Source organism: Evansella vedderi, assembly GCF_030813435.1.
GTDB classification, from domain to species: domain Bacteria; phylum Bacillota; class Bacilli; order Bacillales; family Salisediminibacteriaceae; genus Evansella; species Evansella vedderi.
Map to the genome: position 1 here is coordinate 1 of NZ_JAUSUG010000034.1, position 15,981 is coordinate 15,981.

Genomic DNA, 15,981 nt, shown 5'->3' on the forward strand with positions numbered 1-15,981 from the left:
TGTTCTGACATCAAAACCAGTTAAACTGGCTAATTTAAAAATTCATTGACGGGATATTTGATCGGTCGTATAAATACGACGTTCATATCCCACTTCGCTTGGCTTTTTGTTTAGTTTTCAAAGGTCAAAATTGTGTGTTGTTTTTAGTGACAACTTCTATATTATATCAATATAACAATCAGTTGTCAATAACTTTTTTAAAATATTTTGTGACGCCGTTTTTAGCGGCAAGAAATAATATATCATGTAAAAAAAATAAAGTCAACAGCTTCTCCCAAAAAAGTAGAAAACTGTTGACACTACTATCTTAGTATTATTAAAACTAAGGAATAATTAGCATATCAACAAATATTAATGCTACAATGCCAGGTATCCCTAAGAAACCTGATATGGCAGCAGTAAAAACATTTATTGGCAAGCTGTAGTCAAACAATCCACCGAATGTATTAAGGAAAAATAATAATAAGGCTCCAATCAATAAACGAATTGCCCCTTGTCCCATCCATCTTAACGGCTTCATAGGAGCCCCTAATATTAATAATAAAAATATCAAAGCTCCTAATAACGATAAGACAACAACTGGTTCCATCCTTCTAGACCTCCTCCAAATAAAATAACATCAGCCCTTACCATTCCTTGCAGATAAGAAATAATCAATGAATGGTTATACCCGTATTATTAAGTACAGATATTTTGTACAAGCTTTTTTTATGAATGTATGTTATTTAGGGGGAAGTTAGAACATTAATTTATTTTTTTACGCTTGTTCTTCTAATTCGAGCTTCTTTTAATAGGAATAAATATTTCGCCTTTTCCAATTTACCTTTATATAACACCTCACCATGGTAATCAACACTATTATTAATCAATGCTTCCTTCTGATTTACCCTTTGTTTTAATTTTTCCAAATGCCATAAAAGAGACTTATCCTCTTCGTTACGGATTTTCCCTCGCTTTCTAAAAAGCATGTTGACCACCCCTAGATCTCTCTTCTTCCTTCTATTGCCTTTGATAAGGTAACCTCATCTGCATATTCTAAATCCCCCCCAACAGGTAGTCCATGGGCGATCCTAGTCACCTTCAACCCTGTTGGTTTTATTAATCGAGAAATATACATGGCTGTAGCCTCCCCTTCAATATTAGGGTTTGTGGCAATAATTACTTCCTGTATAGTGTCGTCCTGTAATCTTTTTAGTAAATCAGGAATAAAAATATCTTCTGGTCCAATTCCATCCACCGGTGAAATGGCTCCATGCAAAACATGGTATAGACCAGTATATTCCCTCATTTTCTCCATCGCTATCACATCTTTTGCATCTTGCACTACGCATATTATAGACTGATCCCTGCTTTTATCATCACAAATTCGACAAGGGTCAGAATCAGTAATATGATGGCAGACAGAACAATAGGTCAGTTGCCTTTTTGCATTAACTAAGGCTTTAGCAAACTCCAATACTTCATCTTCCTTCATATCTAACACATAAAATGCCAGTCTTGCTGCAGTTTTTGGACCTATGCCCGGTAAACGCATAAACCCTTCAATCAACTTTGAAATAGGTTGAGGATATTGCAACAATGTTTCCCCCTTTAACAAACTACATATATCTATTTTTCTTTATTTATTGGATGATAAAATACATCTTTTGTTCCTTCATAGAAAAGACTTGGTATATTACCAAGTCTTTTCTTATACATCATTTATTATTTTCTGTTGCCCTTCCATCTTTCCTTTGGCTCTGTTAAACTTGTTGTTGCTTTTTGCTCCTGGACGCTCGCTTTCCCGCAGGAGTCTCGCGCCTTCCACAAAAATCAACCATCTGTTAAAAATCAACACTATCCTTCAACAGAGCCTTTCCTTTAAATAAATATCTGAAAAATATCTTCCTGTTTATTAGAACAAACCTGGGATATTCATACCTTTAGTGAACTTGCCCATTTTCTCTTGAACAAGCTCATCTACTTTTACTAATGCTTCATTTGTGGCAGCTAGTACAAGGTCCTGCAGCATTTCCACATCGTCCGGGTCTACTACTTCTTCTTTAATAATAATATCCAAGATTTTTTTCTCACCATTAGCAACAACGGTTACCATTCCGCCGCCGGCAGAAGCCTCTACCGTTTCTTCTTTAAGCTGCTCCTGTGCTTTTGCCATTTCACGTTGCATTTTTTGCATTTGTTTCATCATATTTCCCATATTTTTCATTATTCTTCCTCGCTTTCTCATCCAACATGGATAATATTATGTGTTAGTCTTTTATTTCAACTAAATCCCGCCCAACAAGCTTAACTGCTTCTTGTACGAGAGGGTTCTCTTCTTCCGTTGTATCACCATCACTTTCAGAGTCAGATCCCTTTTTTTGCTCCCTCAAAAAGGATTCCTTTGTCTCTTCCCAGTGTGGATCTAATATGGACATTAAAGTCATGGGACGCTGCAATAATGAGGATACAGCTGATTCCACCACTTCCCGAAATTTATCATCTATCATATCCCTATGCATTTCATTCTTAAATGCTAACACAAACTCCCCTTCAGAACTAGCGACAGGTTTACAATCATTTAACCAGGCTGAGGCTGGAACACTTTTCTGCTTCACTTGCTCCATAACTTGCCCCCAATTACTTTGTAAAGCCTGTAAATATTGTTTTGATGCCCGCTGCAGCATAGCCTTAACCCTTGTAATTTGGGCCCGGCTCTTTCCACTTGCTTGAATTGGCCGAGGTTTAGGACGTTGACCTTCCACTTGCTGTATATCACTATTATTGCCCCCTGACGGTTGTACAGATGACAGGCGGCGAAGGGTACCCTCTAACTCATTAACTTTTGATAGAAGGGTTTGGATTGTTTCACTTTGATCTATAGCATTGGGAGCCGTGCCATTAGCTTGTTTGGAGATATGACACGCTTGAACAATAAACATTTCTAGAAAAACCTGAGGGTGATTGGACCACTTCATCTCCTGTTGAAAATGGTTCAACTGCTCCATGATGGAGTATATCCACTGCTGGTCTAATTCCTCTGCTATTTGTTGAAATTTATCATCAGCAGTAACCCTATTTTTACTTTCCTCCAGCTCCGGTGCTGCTTTTACCATTAGTACATCACGATAGAAGAAAATTAAATCCTCAATAAAACGATTTGGATCCTTTCCCTCACTAACAATTGTATCTATTATATTTAGACCTTTAGCTACTTCTCCATCCTTCAGTGCAACAGCAACATCATATAGAAGCTGCTGTGAAATGGCCCCTGTAATGGAGAGTACATCCTCCAAGGTAACCGCTTCATCTGCATAGGAAATGGCTTGATCTAGTAAGCTGAGGGCATCACGCATTCCCCCTTCAGACACTCTTGCGATCAATACCAGTGCGTCCTCTCCAACATCTATTTCACTGGATTGAATAATTTCTTTCATACGATCAATCATCGCTTGAGCGTTTATCCGTTTAAAATCAAATCGTTGACATCTTGAAATAATTGTTAATGGAATTTTATGAGGTTCTGTTGTTGCTAATATAAAGATAACATGTCGAGGAGGCTCCTCCAATGTTTTGAGGAGGGCATTAAATGCTCCTGTAGATAGCATGTGAACTTCATCGATAATGTACACTTTATAGCGAACAGCACTTGGGGCAAATTTGACTTTATCTCGAATATCCCTTATTTCATCAACACCGTTATTACTTGCAGCATCGATTTCCATCACATCAACAATGGTACCATCTTGAATTCCTTGGCAGGCCTGGCACTCGTTACATGGTTCTGCTATTGGTGCCTTTTCGCAGTTTATGGCTTTAGCGATGATTTTAGCTGCACTTGTCTTACCTGTTCCCCTAGGACCGGTAAACAAATAAGCGTGGGAAAGTTTTTCCTGCAGCAATGCATTTTTTAATGTTTTTGTGATGTGTTCTTGGCCAACTACATCTGTTAGACATGTTGGTCGCCAAACCCGATAAAGTGCTTGGTAGCTCATTGTTGGCACCTTCCCCTTCTCCATTAACAATCTATATATACTTCTTTAAACACATTCAGTTTGTTAACAGGCCACTTTTCTTCAAAAAATAAGTAATTGACTCCATACCTATTATACCGATTTATATGTATATTTACAAAATGTATATATATGAAATTTCATTGATAGATCTAACAAAACATTTTATAAAAATAAGTCTTCCCTGAAAATACAAATCAGGTTGTCATTCGCTACGGTCCGCTCCCTTTCCACGGGCGAACCGCAGGAGTCTCACGGACCTTCGCTCATTCATATTTTTGAATATCGTAATTTTTTGTTCGGCGAGTAATCCCAGGTGTATCCTTTTAGAATACAGCTAAAGAAAAAAACTACCTGAGATCAGGTAGTTTCATTTTTGTATTTATTAAAAATTAAATGCCGTGCACCTTCTGTCGGTAATAGTACCCCAAGCGTTACCTAAGCAGTTAGCTCAGACCAGGCGACTCTACGGCACACGGAAATGACTGCTTACTGCTGCTTCCTTCCGGACCTGACAGGGTTCACAGGTTTCCGTTGCGTAGAACCCAATCGTCAACACCACTTACTTAGGTCAGACCTCACGATACTAAAACCTCGAGAAGGGATTCGGCCTCGCTATAGCGGATTGCGAGTACAGGGCACCGCTACCTCCCCGCTTAGCACGGCAAAGTTGATAATAAAGTTAGGCGTCTTTTTCGGTGACGCAATTACTAGTATAGAGGTTTTATAACTCTTTTGCAATAGTTGACTCCTAAAGGTTTATTGGTAATAATGGATAACCTTTCCGTAGAAGGCAGTTATCCTACTTATCTTCTTGCTTTTCACCAGTACCTTCTTCTTTCTCCTCTAACTGTTTTAACTTTGCCATAAGAATATGTGGTGGCGTGTGCATCACATGCTCCAAAGGCATTTTTAACTTTTTCGCAAGCATTTGTGCTGTTTCTAATGAAATTTGGTTTGGTTTCATTTTATAATATCCTCCAGCCCTTTGGATTTAACACTCTATAATAATTGTAACATTTATTATTTCTTTTGTTCTTTCTTCCGCTTTCGAAGCTGTTTAAAAAAATCCTTTAATAATATAGCACTTTCCTCTTCCAGTATACCACTTGTTGCAGGAACTTGGTGGTTAAATCTCGGCTCATCTAATAAGTTCATTAAAGTGCCGCTGCAGCCTGCTTTAGGATCTCTCGCTCCATAGACCACTCTTTTTAACCTCGATTGTACAATAGCACCTGCGCACATAGGACATGGTTCAAGCGTAACATATAAAGTACAATCCTCTAAACGCCAACTACCCACTTCTTTACAAGCATCCTGAATGGCTAAAAGCTCTGCATGTGCCGTGGACAGCTGCTCCCTTTCCCTCAAGTTATGTCCCCTTGCGATAATCTCTCCATCTTTAACTATAACAGCACCTATAGGTATTTCACCTATAATTCCCGCCTTTTCTGCTTCAAATAATGCCTCTTGCATATATTTTTCGTCTTCTTTTATCCGTTCTGTTTTAATAGTCATCTACCCATCACCCAATTAATAGTTTAACCCAATATCCCTGCCCTTCAAAACACATTTCCATTGCTAAATTCAATATATAAAATGTAAAGGGATGACTCAAACGAATAAATAAACCCCTTTGAGTCACCCTCGTACTATTATTGATTTAATTCCATTACCTTATCACCCAATACGTCCATTCTAACAGCTCCCACATAATGGGCTACTATAATTCCATCCTTATCAACAACCACTGTCTCTGGCTGCCCTATAATTCCAAATCGATTCGTAACATTCATGTCAAAGTCAAATAAGAATGGTTTTTCAAAACCAGTTCGTTCCATCCAACGATTCACAGCATTTTTTGATTCCGCTTTTACAATACTGTAGAAAACCATATCATTTTGATATTTCTCGTGAAATTCGATAAACTTTGGAGCTTCCTCTTCACAGGGTCTACACCAAGTTGCAAAGAAATTAAGAACAACAACTTCGCCACGATGATCCTCTAAACGCAAAATATCTCCCTCAAGATTCTCTAACTCAAAAGGATATGCTTCATCACCGATTGCAACAACATTGCCTTGTGCACGTATCCCCATTACAAATACGACTAACATTCCTATAACAAAAATAAGGACTAATACTTTTGCAACCCTTTGATTCAAGATCTCCCCTCCCTTTAACAACCCTCAATTTAACGACGGAGACTTTTTATTTTTCAATAAGTTCCTTCAAAAATCTTACTTCTTTAATTGCAGCCTTTTGTCTTTTTCCCAAAAACAATACATATCCACCAATTAGTAACCAAATGATGGTGTATGCTGCGAATAAATATCCCATATCAAATCCCCCTTAGCTAATCATTTTTTCTTGCTGTTTTGCTTTTAATTTAGCAACATGTATGCGAAGCTTTTCAATATATATTCCTTTTTGCATTAATACTGTATAAACTAATGTCATCGTCAACACAGTGAATATAAAGGTGAATAGCATGGAAGGTTCCATTCCTCCGCCAGACTCCTCAACTCCCTCGCCCATTACTACAGGGTGAAGGGTAGATTCCCACCAACGGACAGACATGTAAACAATCGGTACATTAATTGCCCCGATAACCCCTAATACTGCTGAAAGCCTTCCTTTTTTCTGCCACTCCATATCTAAGCTTCGAACGGTAATATAGGCTATATAGATAAAGAATAAGATGACAGTTGTAGTTAAACGTGGTTCCCAATTCCACCAAACATTCCAGGCAGAACGCCCCCAAATGGGACCTGTAGTTAATACGATAGCTGTGAATACGACACCTATTTCAGCACTTACTCCAGCAATCATGTCGTAAATTCTCTTTCTAGTAATTAAAAATAAAATACTAAAAACTGCAACCACTCCAAATGCCAGAAAAGCGTTCCATGCCGATCCCACATGAAAATAAAAGATCTTCTGTACCACACCCATTTGTCTTTCTACTGGCGACCAAATAAAAACTAAGTATAATGCAACGACTACTGCAGGAATCGTAATCATTACCATAACTCGATGCAGCAAGCTAGGTTCTGGTAAATTGGTTAACCCTTTATCCTGTTGCATTTTTCATTACACCTCCAATACGTATTCAAATAATAAAAGACCCGCTACAAAAAAGATTAAATCGTATGCAATCATTAACTGCATCCATGACATGGCACTGCTAAGTTTTTCTAAATCTATCAAAACAATTCTAGTTGCCTGTACCGCTGCAATTACAACTGGTGTGGCCAACGGCAAAAGTAAAATTGGCAGCAACATTTCACTGCTTTTAGAGTTAGAAGATAAGGCTGCTAAAAAGGTTCCTACACTTACAAATCCAAAAGTTCCAAGAAAAATAATACCAACTAAATAGAAAATACTTTCTATAGTTAAAACTCGAAAATCAAATAATAGGAACAATAACGGAATAGCAATGATTTGTACAATTAAAACAAATATAAAATTTGCAATAAACTTGCCTAAAAATACGCTGGAGGCGTCTATTGGCGCTACTACAAAAGCATGTATATGGTCGTTGCTTTGTTCAGTAGTAAAAGACCGATTTAAACCAAGAATTGCCGCAAAAATAGTTATTATCCAAATCATTCCTGGTATTAATACGCGTACAGATTGATTAGAGGGATCAAAAGCAAAGCTAAATGTTACGATAATTAAACTTGAGAATATAAGCATGGTAGTTACAATCTGCCGCGTTTTCCACTCCGAGTATAGATCTTTTCCTGCAATTACAAGGGCAGGCAATAATAGATTCTTCATGAGTGAATCGCCTGCCTTTCGTAGTGTGTATACAGCCAATTGACATCTTGACCTTCAAGGGGGATGTCGTCCTTCACACGGCCATTTTTTAAAATAATTACCCTATCACAGGTTTTGATCACCTGAGGGAAGTCGTGTGTAACAAGGACAACTGTAACACCCTTTTTCTTTAAACGAAGGATTACTTTATTTAAAATATCCACAGCCTGCTGATCTAGCCCTGTATGAGGTTCATCTAATAGCAAAATTTTCGGGTCATGTAGAATAGCTCGAGCAATTGCTAAGCGTTGAATCATCCCCCTTGAAAAGGATCTAACCGGTTCATATTTAAAAAAGGTTAATCCCACCTCTTCAATTAAATCATCAATCCTTTTATCCGGTTTTTTCACATGATACAGCTTTGCAAAAAATCGGAGGTTCTCTACAGGAGAAAAATGCTCATATAGAAAACTTTGGTGACCAAGATAACCAATAATTTGCTGTAGTTCATACTTATCTTTTTTCAAAGGCTCTTCATCGATCAACAAACTTCCCTCTGTAGGTTTTAGAAGTCCAGCAGTAATTTTTAACCAAGTGCTTTTTCCCGCACCATTTGGACCAATAATAGCTACCGTTTCCCCTGAGGCTATTTCTAAATTCATCCCTCGCAGGATCATTTTTTCTCCGATAGTTTTAATAATGTTGTTCGACTGGATCATTGGCATTCCCTACTATCTATTCAATATATTTATTTAAGTCACTTTTCACCTTAAACAAGTACTTCTTATAGGCTTCAACCTTTTCTTCCATTTCTTTCTCCGTTATCACACCAGCGGAAAAATCTTCTTCCACCTGTAAAATTTTATTTAATAGGATGTTTTTCTTTGTTGCCAATTCTTGAAACTTCTTCTCATCCACATCTTCCATTACTCCCTCTTCTTTTAAATGTTCTTTCCTATTAATATGAATGAAGTATCCTACTCCGAAAACGAGAATGAAAAATAATAGTGCTGTTACTAAATGAGGTTCAAAGTTTCGTAAAGGGGATTCATACCAAATACGAATATGACCTGGATTATGGAAAGAAGTAGACGACCTAGTAACAGATCCTAATATAATCCATTGAGTCATCACCTACTTCCCCTTCCTCTTTTGCCTCATCAGCCTTATTTCTCTTTCAATTTCTTCTTCTAATTCCTTATCAATAACGATGGATTCATTTAAAATTTCCTTCGATTGCTTTTCCACTATTTCCGTATTACTCATAGACTCCTCTCTCATCTTCTGGGCCGCAAGGTTCTCATAATGCTTTTTTAGTTTTTCGAAGTCCTCTTTCGGAAGTTTACCCATGTTATATTCCATTTCTAGTTCATTTATTGTTGCAAATATATTTTCTTTTGAGTATTCATCAAGATCATCTTTTATCTCATCTGTTGTCCAATGCCGCTTATTTGAAAAAAACGGCTGGGCTACTAAGAATGTACATAATCCTATTATTAGTAAAGCTGCTACGTATCCCATGCCCATCACATCCTAATAATACTTTTTACGTTCTTTATCGATTATCGATCTTAAAACTTCATCCTCTGTTTCATCTACATCATCGTTACTATCCACAGTTACTTCCTCTAAAATGAGCTGTGCATTATTTACCCACTTTCTAATTAGGAGAACAACGCCAACACCTGCAACCCCTAAAACAGCAAATGGGGTAATCCAAGCCGTTAAGCTAAAACCACTTTTTTCAGGAGCAGTTAAAATTACTTCTCCGTACATTCCAACATAAAAGTCTTTAATCTCGTCTTGTGTCCAGCCATCATTTAATTTTTCTAGAATTTCAGTTTTGAAGGAATCATTTAACCCACAGCCATCCATATTACATTCTAAATGGTCTTGCCCACATCCACATAAGCACATATATTGCTGAGCACTTTGCCTGAATTCTGGAGAATTAAAATCGTACGTCCCAGTTGCAAATACCGGTAAGGCAGCAAAGGTCATCACCATCAACAGAGCAATGATTCGCTTTATCATTATTAATACACCTTCCTTCGTGGACCTGCATAACGAGGTACAATATTGCCATACCTACCGTTCCAAATAGCAAAAATAGCTCCAATAGTAACAACCCACGTACCAATCCAAATCCACTTCACCAGCGGATTAACTTTAAATTTAAAAGTAGCTCGCTGATCCTGCTCCCACGCACTCAAAACAATATAAAGGTCTTCACTTAACGTACTTCTTACAGCAACATTCGTCGACGGTTCCTCCCAGTTTAGATAGAACATTCTTTCCGGTTGCATATATCCAAGGTTTCTTCCATTTTTCTCTATCTTCATATTGGCAAAAACGATGTCATTAACTCCTTCACTACGTTGAGCTAATCCTTCATAGGTTATGGTGTAATCACCTATCTCCATCGATTCACCAACTCTCATTGTTAAAAGCTTTTCTTCGTCAAAGTTAGCACCAATAATTCCAAAAGCCATCAATGCAATTCCTATATGAACGATATACCCCCCATATCTCCTTCTTCCTCTAATCATTAAATTATATAAAGCGACTGGGACAGACTCTTTCGTAACCTTTCTACGTGCTGCAGTTCCCCGAACAAACTCTACAATATGTGTTAAAATCATAAATGTTACAATCGTCCATCCAATAATTGGGTAAGCACCTTGAACTCCCATTACTACTAACAAACCAGCCACAACTAAACTAATAATTGCTGGAATTAGGAAGTTATCACGGAGATTCTTTACAGTTGATCGTTGCCAAGCAATTAATGGACAAACGGCCATAAGAAACAATAAAGCTAGCAATATCGGTGACATAACTGTATTAAAAAATGGAATTCCTACCGTAACCTTCGTTCCACGAACAGCTTCACTTACTAGCGGAAAAACAGTTCCCCAGAAAACAGCAAAGGTTGCACCTAATAAAATGAGGTTGTTAATTAAGAAAGAGCTTTCCTTTGATAAAAACGATTCAAATTGACCCGTGTCCTTTTTAAGTAAATGGTAACGACTCATTAAAATGTACATGGAGAAAATAACCATGAATGCCATAAAAATTAGAAAGTAAGCACCTAAGTTCGATTCACTAAATGCATGTACAGAGGTAAGGACTCCACTTCGTACTAAGAAGGTACCAAACAATGTAAGGGCATAAGATAAGATAATTAAACTTAAGTTCCAAACCTTCAACATGTTCTTACGTTCTTGAATCATAACAGAGTGTAAATATGCGGTTACGGTTAACCAAGGCATGAACGAGGCATTTTCTACAGGATCCCATGCCCAATATCCACCCCAACCTAATTCCGTATAAGCCCAATAACCGCCAATAACATTTCCAAGTGTTAAGAAAAGCCATGCAAGAATCGTCCACCTTCTCGTCATTTTTACCCAGAAGGAATCCATGCTCTTTAATATTAAGGAAGCAATAGCAAAAGCAAAAGGCACCGCTAACCCTACATACCCTAAATAGATTGTAACTGGATGAAGTATCATACCCGGATCTTGAAGCATCGGATTCAAACCGCGACCTTCCACCGGTACACCATCAAGAAGGATAAATGGTTTCGTTACAAATGCTAGTATTAAATAGAAGAAAATCATGTTCAAAGTCATTATCGCAACAATATAAGGTGTCATTGGATTACGCCGCATTTTACGTGAGTAAGCGACCATTACTGCATACATTGTTAAGAAGAACGTCCAAAGTAACAATGATCCAGCATTCCCAGCCCAAAATGCTGCTAGTTTATATAGAAGTGGAAGGTCTGAGCTAGTATATTGATAAACATACTGAAATTGAAACTGACTAGTGCCTAGTAAATAGAACAATAGTAATGTTGAAATAGATGCAAGTATAAAGATAGATAGTGTAGCTCCCCTAGCACTGTCAATCAAACGTTGATCCTGTTTTCGGATTCCGAGGACAAAGGCTACAAATGCATAAATAGATAATATTAATGCTAGATAAATCGATAGATTTACTATAATATTCACGTTGTCTCACCCACTTTGATGATAATAAAAGGCACTTTTCGAATAGATTGCTTCTGCACCACTTCGTTTGCTCGTCGCACAAGATCATGTTGTTTTTAAAGCATATTTTTTGCTTGAATACGATACAGGCGGACCAATTACGCCTAAAGGTAGCCCACATCCTATGGACAACGGCGTAATTTCACCGCCCTGGTTCCGCGGGCAACACTTCAGCCGTTGCTTTTCGAGGCCATTGAAAAAGGGAAAAACATCCTTTTTCAGTGGCCTCTGCTTTTCCCGCTGGATTCGCCACCTTTTGCTTCTCCAAGCTTTTTTATAAGCAACAAAGTTTGCAAATGCAGCCTAATAAAAAACGATTAATTTAATCCTCGTTATTTCCCTCTCGAAGTAATTCCCTATGGAAATCAGCATCGTAATTTTCAGGATCTTCAGCCTCATAGACGGATGGACAACGAGTTTGAACACGTTCTGCTTCAAATACACCATCTTCTTGTAAATAACCATGTACAATTACAATAACTTCATCAGAGAAGTTATCTGGTCTAACACCATGGTGAAAAACATCTAACGTATTACCTTCTTCATCTTCGATGGTAAAGCGAAGTTCGATTTCATCGGCTCTCCAATCAACAGAACCCGCTTGTAAAAAACCTTCTGTAGTTACATATCTACCCTCATACTGTGCACCGTTTACTTTTGCTTCTAAAATAGAAATTTCTGATCCACTTGATGCTGGTGTTGCTGTTATAAGTAAAATGAGAATACTCAAAAGCAAAGCACTGCTCCCTAGAAAAACCTTCGTATTTTTCTTCACTTCCCCTCCCCCCTTTTTAAGATAATTTCCTCATTTTATTTCGATACGTAGTTTCATCAATTTCTCCATTCATTAACTGTTGTCGTAAAGTCTTTTTCTCTGCTTGAATATCTACCTTCGCCACTTTTTGGCTTAGACTGTTCCTCCCCACTTCCTGAACAGGTGGACTTTTATAGCTTTTTAAACCGAAGAACACGAGCAAGCCTGCAATAATGACAGAGATGCTTATCATCACTGCATTTTCAGTAGAAATCAAATAATTGTCTCCTCCAGTGACAGATCCTGAGTTTCCACCAATTCCAGCATGAACATCATCATTGGGTGGTTGTTGAGACTCTAACGCCTCTAAAGTAGAAATATTATCATCCTTAATGTAGGAAACTTGTAAATTAAATTCTTCTCCAGCCGTTAAGCCTTCAAAATCATATCCGTGAACGGGAACTCCAAACATATCCGTAACTCTGTCTGGATCTACACTTAGACTCATATCCTCCGCACCAAAAGGTTCAAATATTAATACAGTCATGTTTTCTGTTTCTCGATCCAACTGAAAATGGAAAGAAAATTCCCTAGCTGCATCACCGTCAAAGGGAGAATAATAATACTCCACTACATAACGATACTCTTCTCCTGGAGCTACCCCCCCTGCTGGAGTCCAAGTTATCGTTCCAGCCTCTTCATTAACAGTGTATTCTAAGTCATCCACTTGACCTTGATCATTAAACTTCCCTACTAACGCAAGGTACAAGGTGGGATCATTTACTGGCACATCAATAGTAAAGCTACCTTCAAAAACCTCTTCACTTTCGTTGATAAACATTCCATGTTGACCATACAATAATACTGGAACTTCCCCCTTCCAACCATTTGGAGTTACATATTCTGGCATGAGCTGAATTACTAGCTCCCTATAAGGCAACTCACCCTCTGTTCGATCTGTTTTTGCAGCAACATTCCAAGTCTGAAAAGCTAGTATAATTAATACCGCTAAAGTAACAGTAAAGTATCGAAATAAACTCTTCCTCATTTCCCTTCTCCCTTTCGTACCTGTCTTTTCTATATTGACTTTATTACGTTATACGTTTAATAACTGTGATGTAAATCACAGTACACCATGACGGTTTTGTGAATGTTAGTGCTAACATATGTCTATAAAATGAACAGAAAAAACTAGCCTTTGCCCACTTTTATTGTAAAAATATAGTGAAATTAACAGTGTTGAAAAGAGGATACTAATAATGAAGAATTTATTATGTAAACCCAGAATCAACTAGTGAACGAAAAAAGGAAAAGAGGAGCATTTTCATTCTCCAAAAGATGAAATGTGAATATATTTTGAAGGAGTTATGGGAAAGTGTGTAACAATGTAGTGATATTGTGTAAGAGGAAAATTGGAGTAACATTAAAATAATAAAAGAGGCTGGGACAAAAGCGTTTTGTCAATGAGAATTCCGAACGAAGCATATAAATCGCTTCGGAAATATACTTCGCTTTCCGCGGGCGGCTGGTGAGCCCCCTCGTGCTTACGCACGTGTGGTCTCACCTTTGCCTTTGCTCCCGCAGGAGTCTACGTATATTTCCTCCGCTACAATAATACATTGTTCGTATTTTCATCTAAACACTTTAGTTGTGTCCCAGCCTCTTTTAAAACTTTTACCAGAATTAGTTGTCTAGCCACCACTCATGAACTTTATACATGTCTACACGTGGGTGGTGAGTGAAACCTTTAATGTCTTTATTCATTGCCACAAATTGTTGTGGATAGAATAAGAATGTATATGGTTGATCTTCAGCAATTTGTGCATAGATTTGCCCTAATACTTCTGCACGCTCATCTTGGTCAAGAATAGTTGTATTTAGGTCAGATAATTCATCTACAAGGTCATTTCTATAAGCACTTCTGTTAAGACCGTTTTCGATTTCTTTAGAGTGCCAGATTGCAGTTGGGTCTGGATCAAGGGCAAGACCCCAAGCCATTACAATTGCATCAAAATCAAAGTTTGGAGGGTTGATCTGATCTAAGAAAGCTCCCCACTCCATTTGCTCAGCATGAACTTTGATACCAATTAGGTTTAAGTATTGCTGTACAATAATTCCAATGTCACGACGAGTAGTGTTACCGTCATTTGAAAGGATAGTAAACTCGAAGATCTCCCCGTCTTTTTCCATAATTCCATCATCATTATGTTCCCAACCAGCTTCATTTAATAATTCAATCGCTCTGTCTGGATCATAATCAAATGCTGGTACATCGTCATTATATGCCCAGCTTAATGGAGATACAGGTGCATCTGCAACTTCAGCTTGCCCCTCCATGATTGTTTCCACGATCTCTTGACGATCAATGGCATGTGTTAATGCTTGACGAACTCTTACATCTTCGAATAATGGACGATCTAAGTTCCAACCAATGTAGTCATAACGTAAAGCTAATACAGATGAAAGGTTTACATGGTCATACGTTTCAATTGTTGCAATTTCACTTGTTGGTGCAATCATATGATCGATGTCACCAGTTTCTAATAATAATACTAGTGCATTTGAGTCAGAAGCAAATCGAAATGTTACATTGTCAAGGTATGGTCTACCTTCAAAATAATCATCGAAAGCTTCTAGCTGTAAGTTCTGACCTGGTACCCATTCAACAAATTTAAATGGACCAGCACCAATTGGTTGGTCAATATTAAATTCTCTATAATCTTCTAAGTCAGCAACTGGAACATCTTCTAATAAGTGTTTAGGAAGAATACCGTATCCTACTCGTGTAGGGAATGCAGCATCTACTTCACTTAAAGTAAACTTAACTGTGTAATCATCTATAGCTTCTACACTTACAAGTGTTTCAAAGTTACTAGCTCGAGGACCAGTGTAATCTTCATGTAAGAAAATTTCAAAAGTAAATACTACATCATGAGCTGTTACTTCTTCGCCGTCATGGAAAAGAACACCTTCATGCATTTCATAAGTCCACTCTAATCCATCTTCAGAGATTTCCGGATCAGATTTTGCAATTAGTGGTTGAACTTCTAGGTTTTCATTTGTGTAAGTTAAACCAGCAAAAACTAAATCCGTTACATCTGCACTAGCAGAGTCACTGTGATAAAGAGAGTTAAAAATAACCGGTTCACCAGAAGTTCCTAATACAATACTTCCACCTTCTCTAGGTTCTCCAGTAGTTTCTTCTTCTCCGTCATCTTCCGTACCTTCACTTTCTCCTGTACCTTGCTCAGCATCATCTGTATCTACAGATGCGTCTTCACCGTTACCGCCACAAGCTACAACAAAAAGCGATAACATTAAAATCATGCTTATTAACATAAGTAATGATTTTGTAGTTTTCATGTGTATTTCCCCCTTAAAGCTTTTTATATAAAAGTAGAGGTTGGATTCAATTAAT

The 15,981-nt window shown here is 37.7% G+C and carries 19 protein-coding genes and 1 other RNA gene; all 20 read right to left on the reverse strand.

From position 1 onward, the window contains the following. Window positions 1-322: 322 nt before the first annotated feature. Window positions 323-589, reverse strand: a complete 267-nt coding sequence (locus J2S74_RS25595; RefSeq protein ID WP_307332049.1) for a pro-sigmaK processing inhibitor BofA family protein — start codon at window positions 587-589, stop codon at window positions 323-325. Window positions 590-749: 160 nt separating this feature from the next. Next, window positions 750-968 carry a YaaL family protein gene (locus tag J2S74_RS25600; protein ID WP_307332051.1) on the reverse strand — a complete coding sequence of 73 codons (219 nt, stop codon included), beginning with the start codon at window positions 966-968 and terminating at the stop codon, window positions 750-752. Between the two features lie 11 nt (window positions 969-979). Then, window positions 980-1,576, reverse strand: coding sequence for a recombination mediator RecR (gene recR, locus J2S74_RS25605; protein ID WP_307332053.1), 597 nt, complete (start codon window positions 1,574-1,576; stop codon window positions 980-982). 318 nt (window positions 1,577-1,894) lie between these two features. Further along, window positions 1,895-2,206, reverse strand: a complete 312-nt coding sequence (locus tag J2S74_RS25610) for a YbaB/EbfC family nucleoid-associated protein (protein ID WP_307332056.1) — start codon at window positions 2,204-2,206, stop codon at window positions 1,895-1,897. A 43-nt stretch (window positions 2,207-2,249) separates the two neighbouring features. Continuing rightward, window positions 2,250-3,974, reverse strand: a complete 1,725-nt coding sequence (gene dnaX / locus J2S74_RS25615) for a DNA polymerase III subunit gamma/tau (RefSeq protein ID WP_442345773.1) — start codon at window positions 3,972-3,974, stop codon at window positions 2,250-2,252. A gap of 417 nt (window positions 3,975-4,391) precedes the next feature. Next, an RNA gene (gene ffs / locus J2S74_RS25620) (signal recognition particle sRNA large type) lies at window positions 4,392-4,657 on the reverse strand. 137 nt (window positions 4,658-4,794) lie between these two features. Further along, a complete protein-coding gene (locus J2S74_RS25625) occupies window positions 4,795-4,959 on the reverse strand; it encodes a YycC family protein (RefSeq protein WP_307332062.1) in 165 nt (54 codons plus the stop codon). A gap of 56 nt (window positions 4,960-5,015) precedes the next feature. Beyond that, window positions 5,016-5,510, reverse strand: a complete 495-nt coding sequence (tadA, locus tag J2S74_RS25630; RefSeq protein ID WP_370876076.1) for a tRNA adenosine(34) deaminase TadA — start codon at window positions 5,508-5,510, stop codon at window positions 5,016-5,018. A 137-nt stretch (window positions 5,511-5,647) separates the two neighbouring features. After that, the gene (locus J2S74_RS25635; protein ID WP_307332064.1) at window positions 5,648-6,157 is read right to left on the reverse strand and encodes a TlpA family protein disulfide reductase; all 510 of its coding nucleotides are present in this window, start codon (window positions 6,155-6,157) and stop codon (window positions 5,648-5,650) included. Window positions 6,158-6,203: 46 nt separating this feature from the next. After that, window positions 6,204-6,332, reverse strand: a complete 129-nt coding sequence (locus J2S74_RS25640) for a CcmD family protein (protein ID WP_307332067.1) — start codon at window positions 6,330-6,332, stop codon at window positions 6,204-6,206. Between the two features lie 12 nt (window positions 6,333-6,344). Then, window positions 6,345-7,079: a cytochrome c biogenesis protein gene (locus tag J2S74_RS25645; RefSeq protein WP_307332070.1), complete on the reverse strand. Its 735-nt coding sequence runs from the start codon at window positions 7,077-7,079 to the stop codon at window positions 6,345-6,347. A gap of 6 nt (window positions 7,080-7,085) precedes the next feature. Next, complete coding sequence (locus tag J2S74_RS25650) at window positions 7,086-7,775, reverse strand: heme exporter protein CcmB (protein ID WP_307332072.1); 690 nt, start codon at window positions 7,773-7,775, stop codon at window positions 7,086-7,088. Then, the gene (gene ccmA, locus J2S74_RS25655) at window positions 7,772-8,473 is read right to left on the reverse strand and encodes a heme ABC exporter ATP-binding protein CcmA (protein WP_307332075.1); all 702 of its coding nucleotides are present in this window, start codon (window positions 8,471-8,473) and stop codon (window positions 7,772-7,774) included. Before ccmA ends, J2S74_RS25650 begins: the two co-directional genes overlap by 4 nt. A gap of 16 nt (window positions 8,474-8,489) precedes the next feature. Beyond that, complete coding sequence (locus tag J2S74_RS25660) at window positions 8,490-8,885, reverse strand: hypothetical protein (RefSeq protein WP_307332078.1); 396 nt, start codon at window positions 8,883-8,885, stop codon at window positions 8,490-8,492. A 3-nt stretch (window positions 8,886-8,888) separates the two neighbouring features. Next, window positions 8,889-9,275, reverse strand: a complete 387-nt coding sequence (locus tag J2S74_RS25665) for a hypothetical protein (protein WP_307332080.1) — start codon at window positions 9,273-9,275, stop codon at window positions 8,889-8,891. 12 nt (window positions 9,276-9,287) lie between these two features. Beyond that, complete coding sequence (locus tag J2S74_RS25670) at window positions 9,288-9,788, reverse strand: cytochrome c-type biogenesis protein CcmH (RefSeq protein WP_307332082.1); 501 nt, start codon at window positions 9,786-9,788, stop codon at window positions 9,288-9,290. Window positions 9,789-9,790: 2 nt separating this feature from the next. Beyond that, a complete protein-coding gene (locus J2S74_RS25675; RefSeq protein WP_307332084.1) occupies window positions 9,791-11,770 on the reverse strand; it encodes a heme lyase CcmF/NrfE family subunit in 1,980 nt (659 codons plus the stop codon). A 361-nt stretch (window positions 11,771-12,131) separates the two neighbouring features. Beyond that, window positions 12,132-12,584: a cytochrome c maturation protein CcmE gene (locus J2S74_RS25680; RefSeq protein ID WP_307332087.1), complete on the reverse strand. Its 453-nt coding sequence runs from the start codon at window positions 12,582-12,584 to the stop codon at window positions 12,132-12,134. Window positions 12,585-12,600: 16 nt separating this feature from the next. Then, on the reverse strand, window positions 12,601-13,611 hold the full coding sequence (locus J2S74_RS25685; protein WP_307332089.1) for a hypothetical protein: 1,011 nt from the start codon (window positions 13,609-13,611) through the stop codon (window positions 12,601-12,603). A gap of 635 nt (window positions 13,612-14,246) precedes the next feature. Next, the gene (locus J2S74_RS25690) at window positions 14,247-15,926 is read right to left on the reverse strand and encodes a peptide-binding protein (RefSeq protein ID WP_307332092.1); all 1,680 of its coding nucleotides are present in this window, start codon (window positions 15,924-15,926) and stop codon (window positions 14,247-14,249) included. Window positions 15,927-15,981 lie beyond the last annotated feature (55 nt).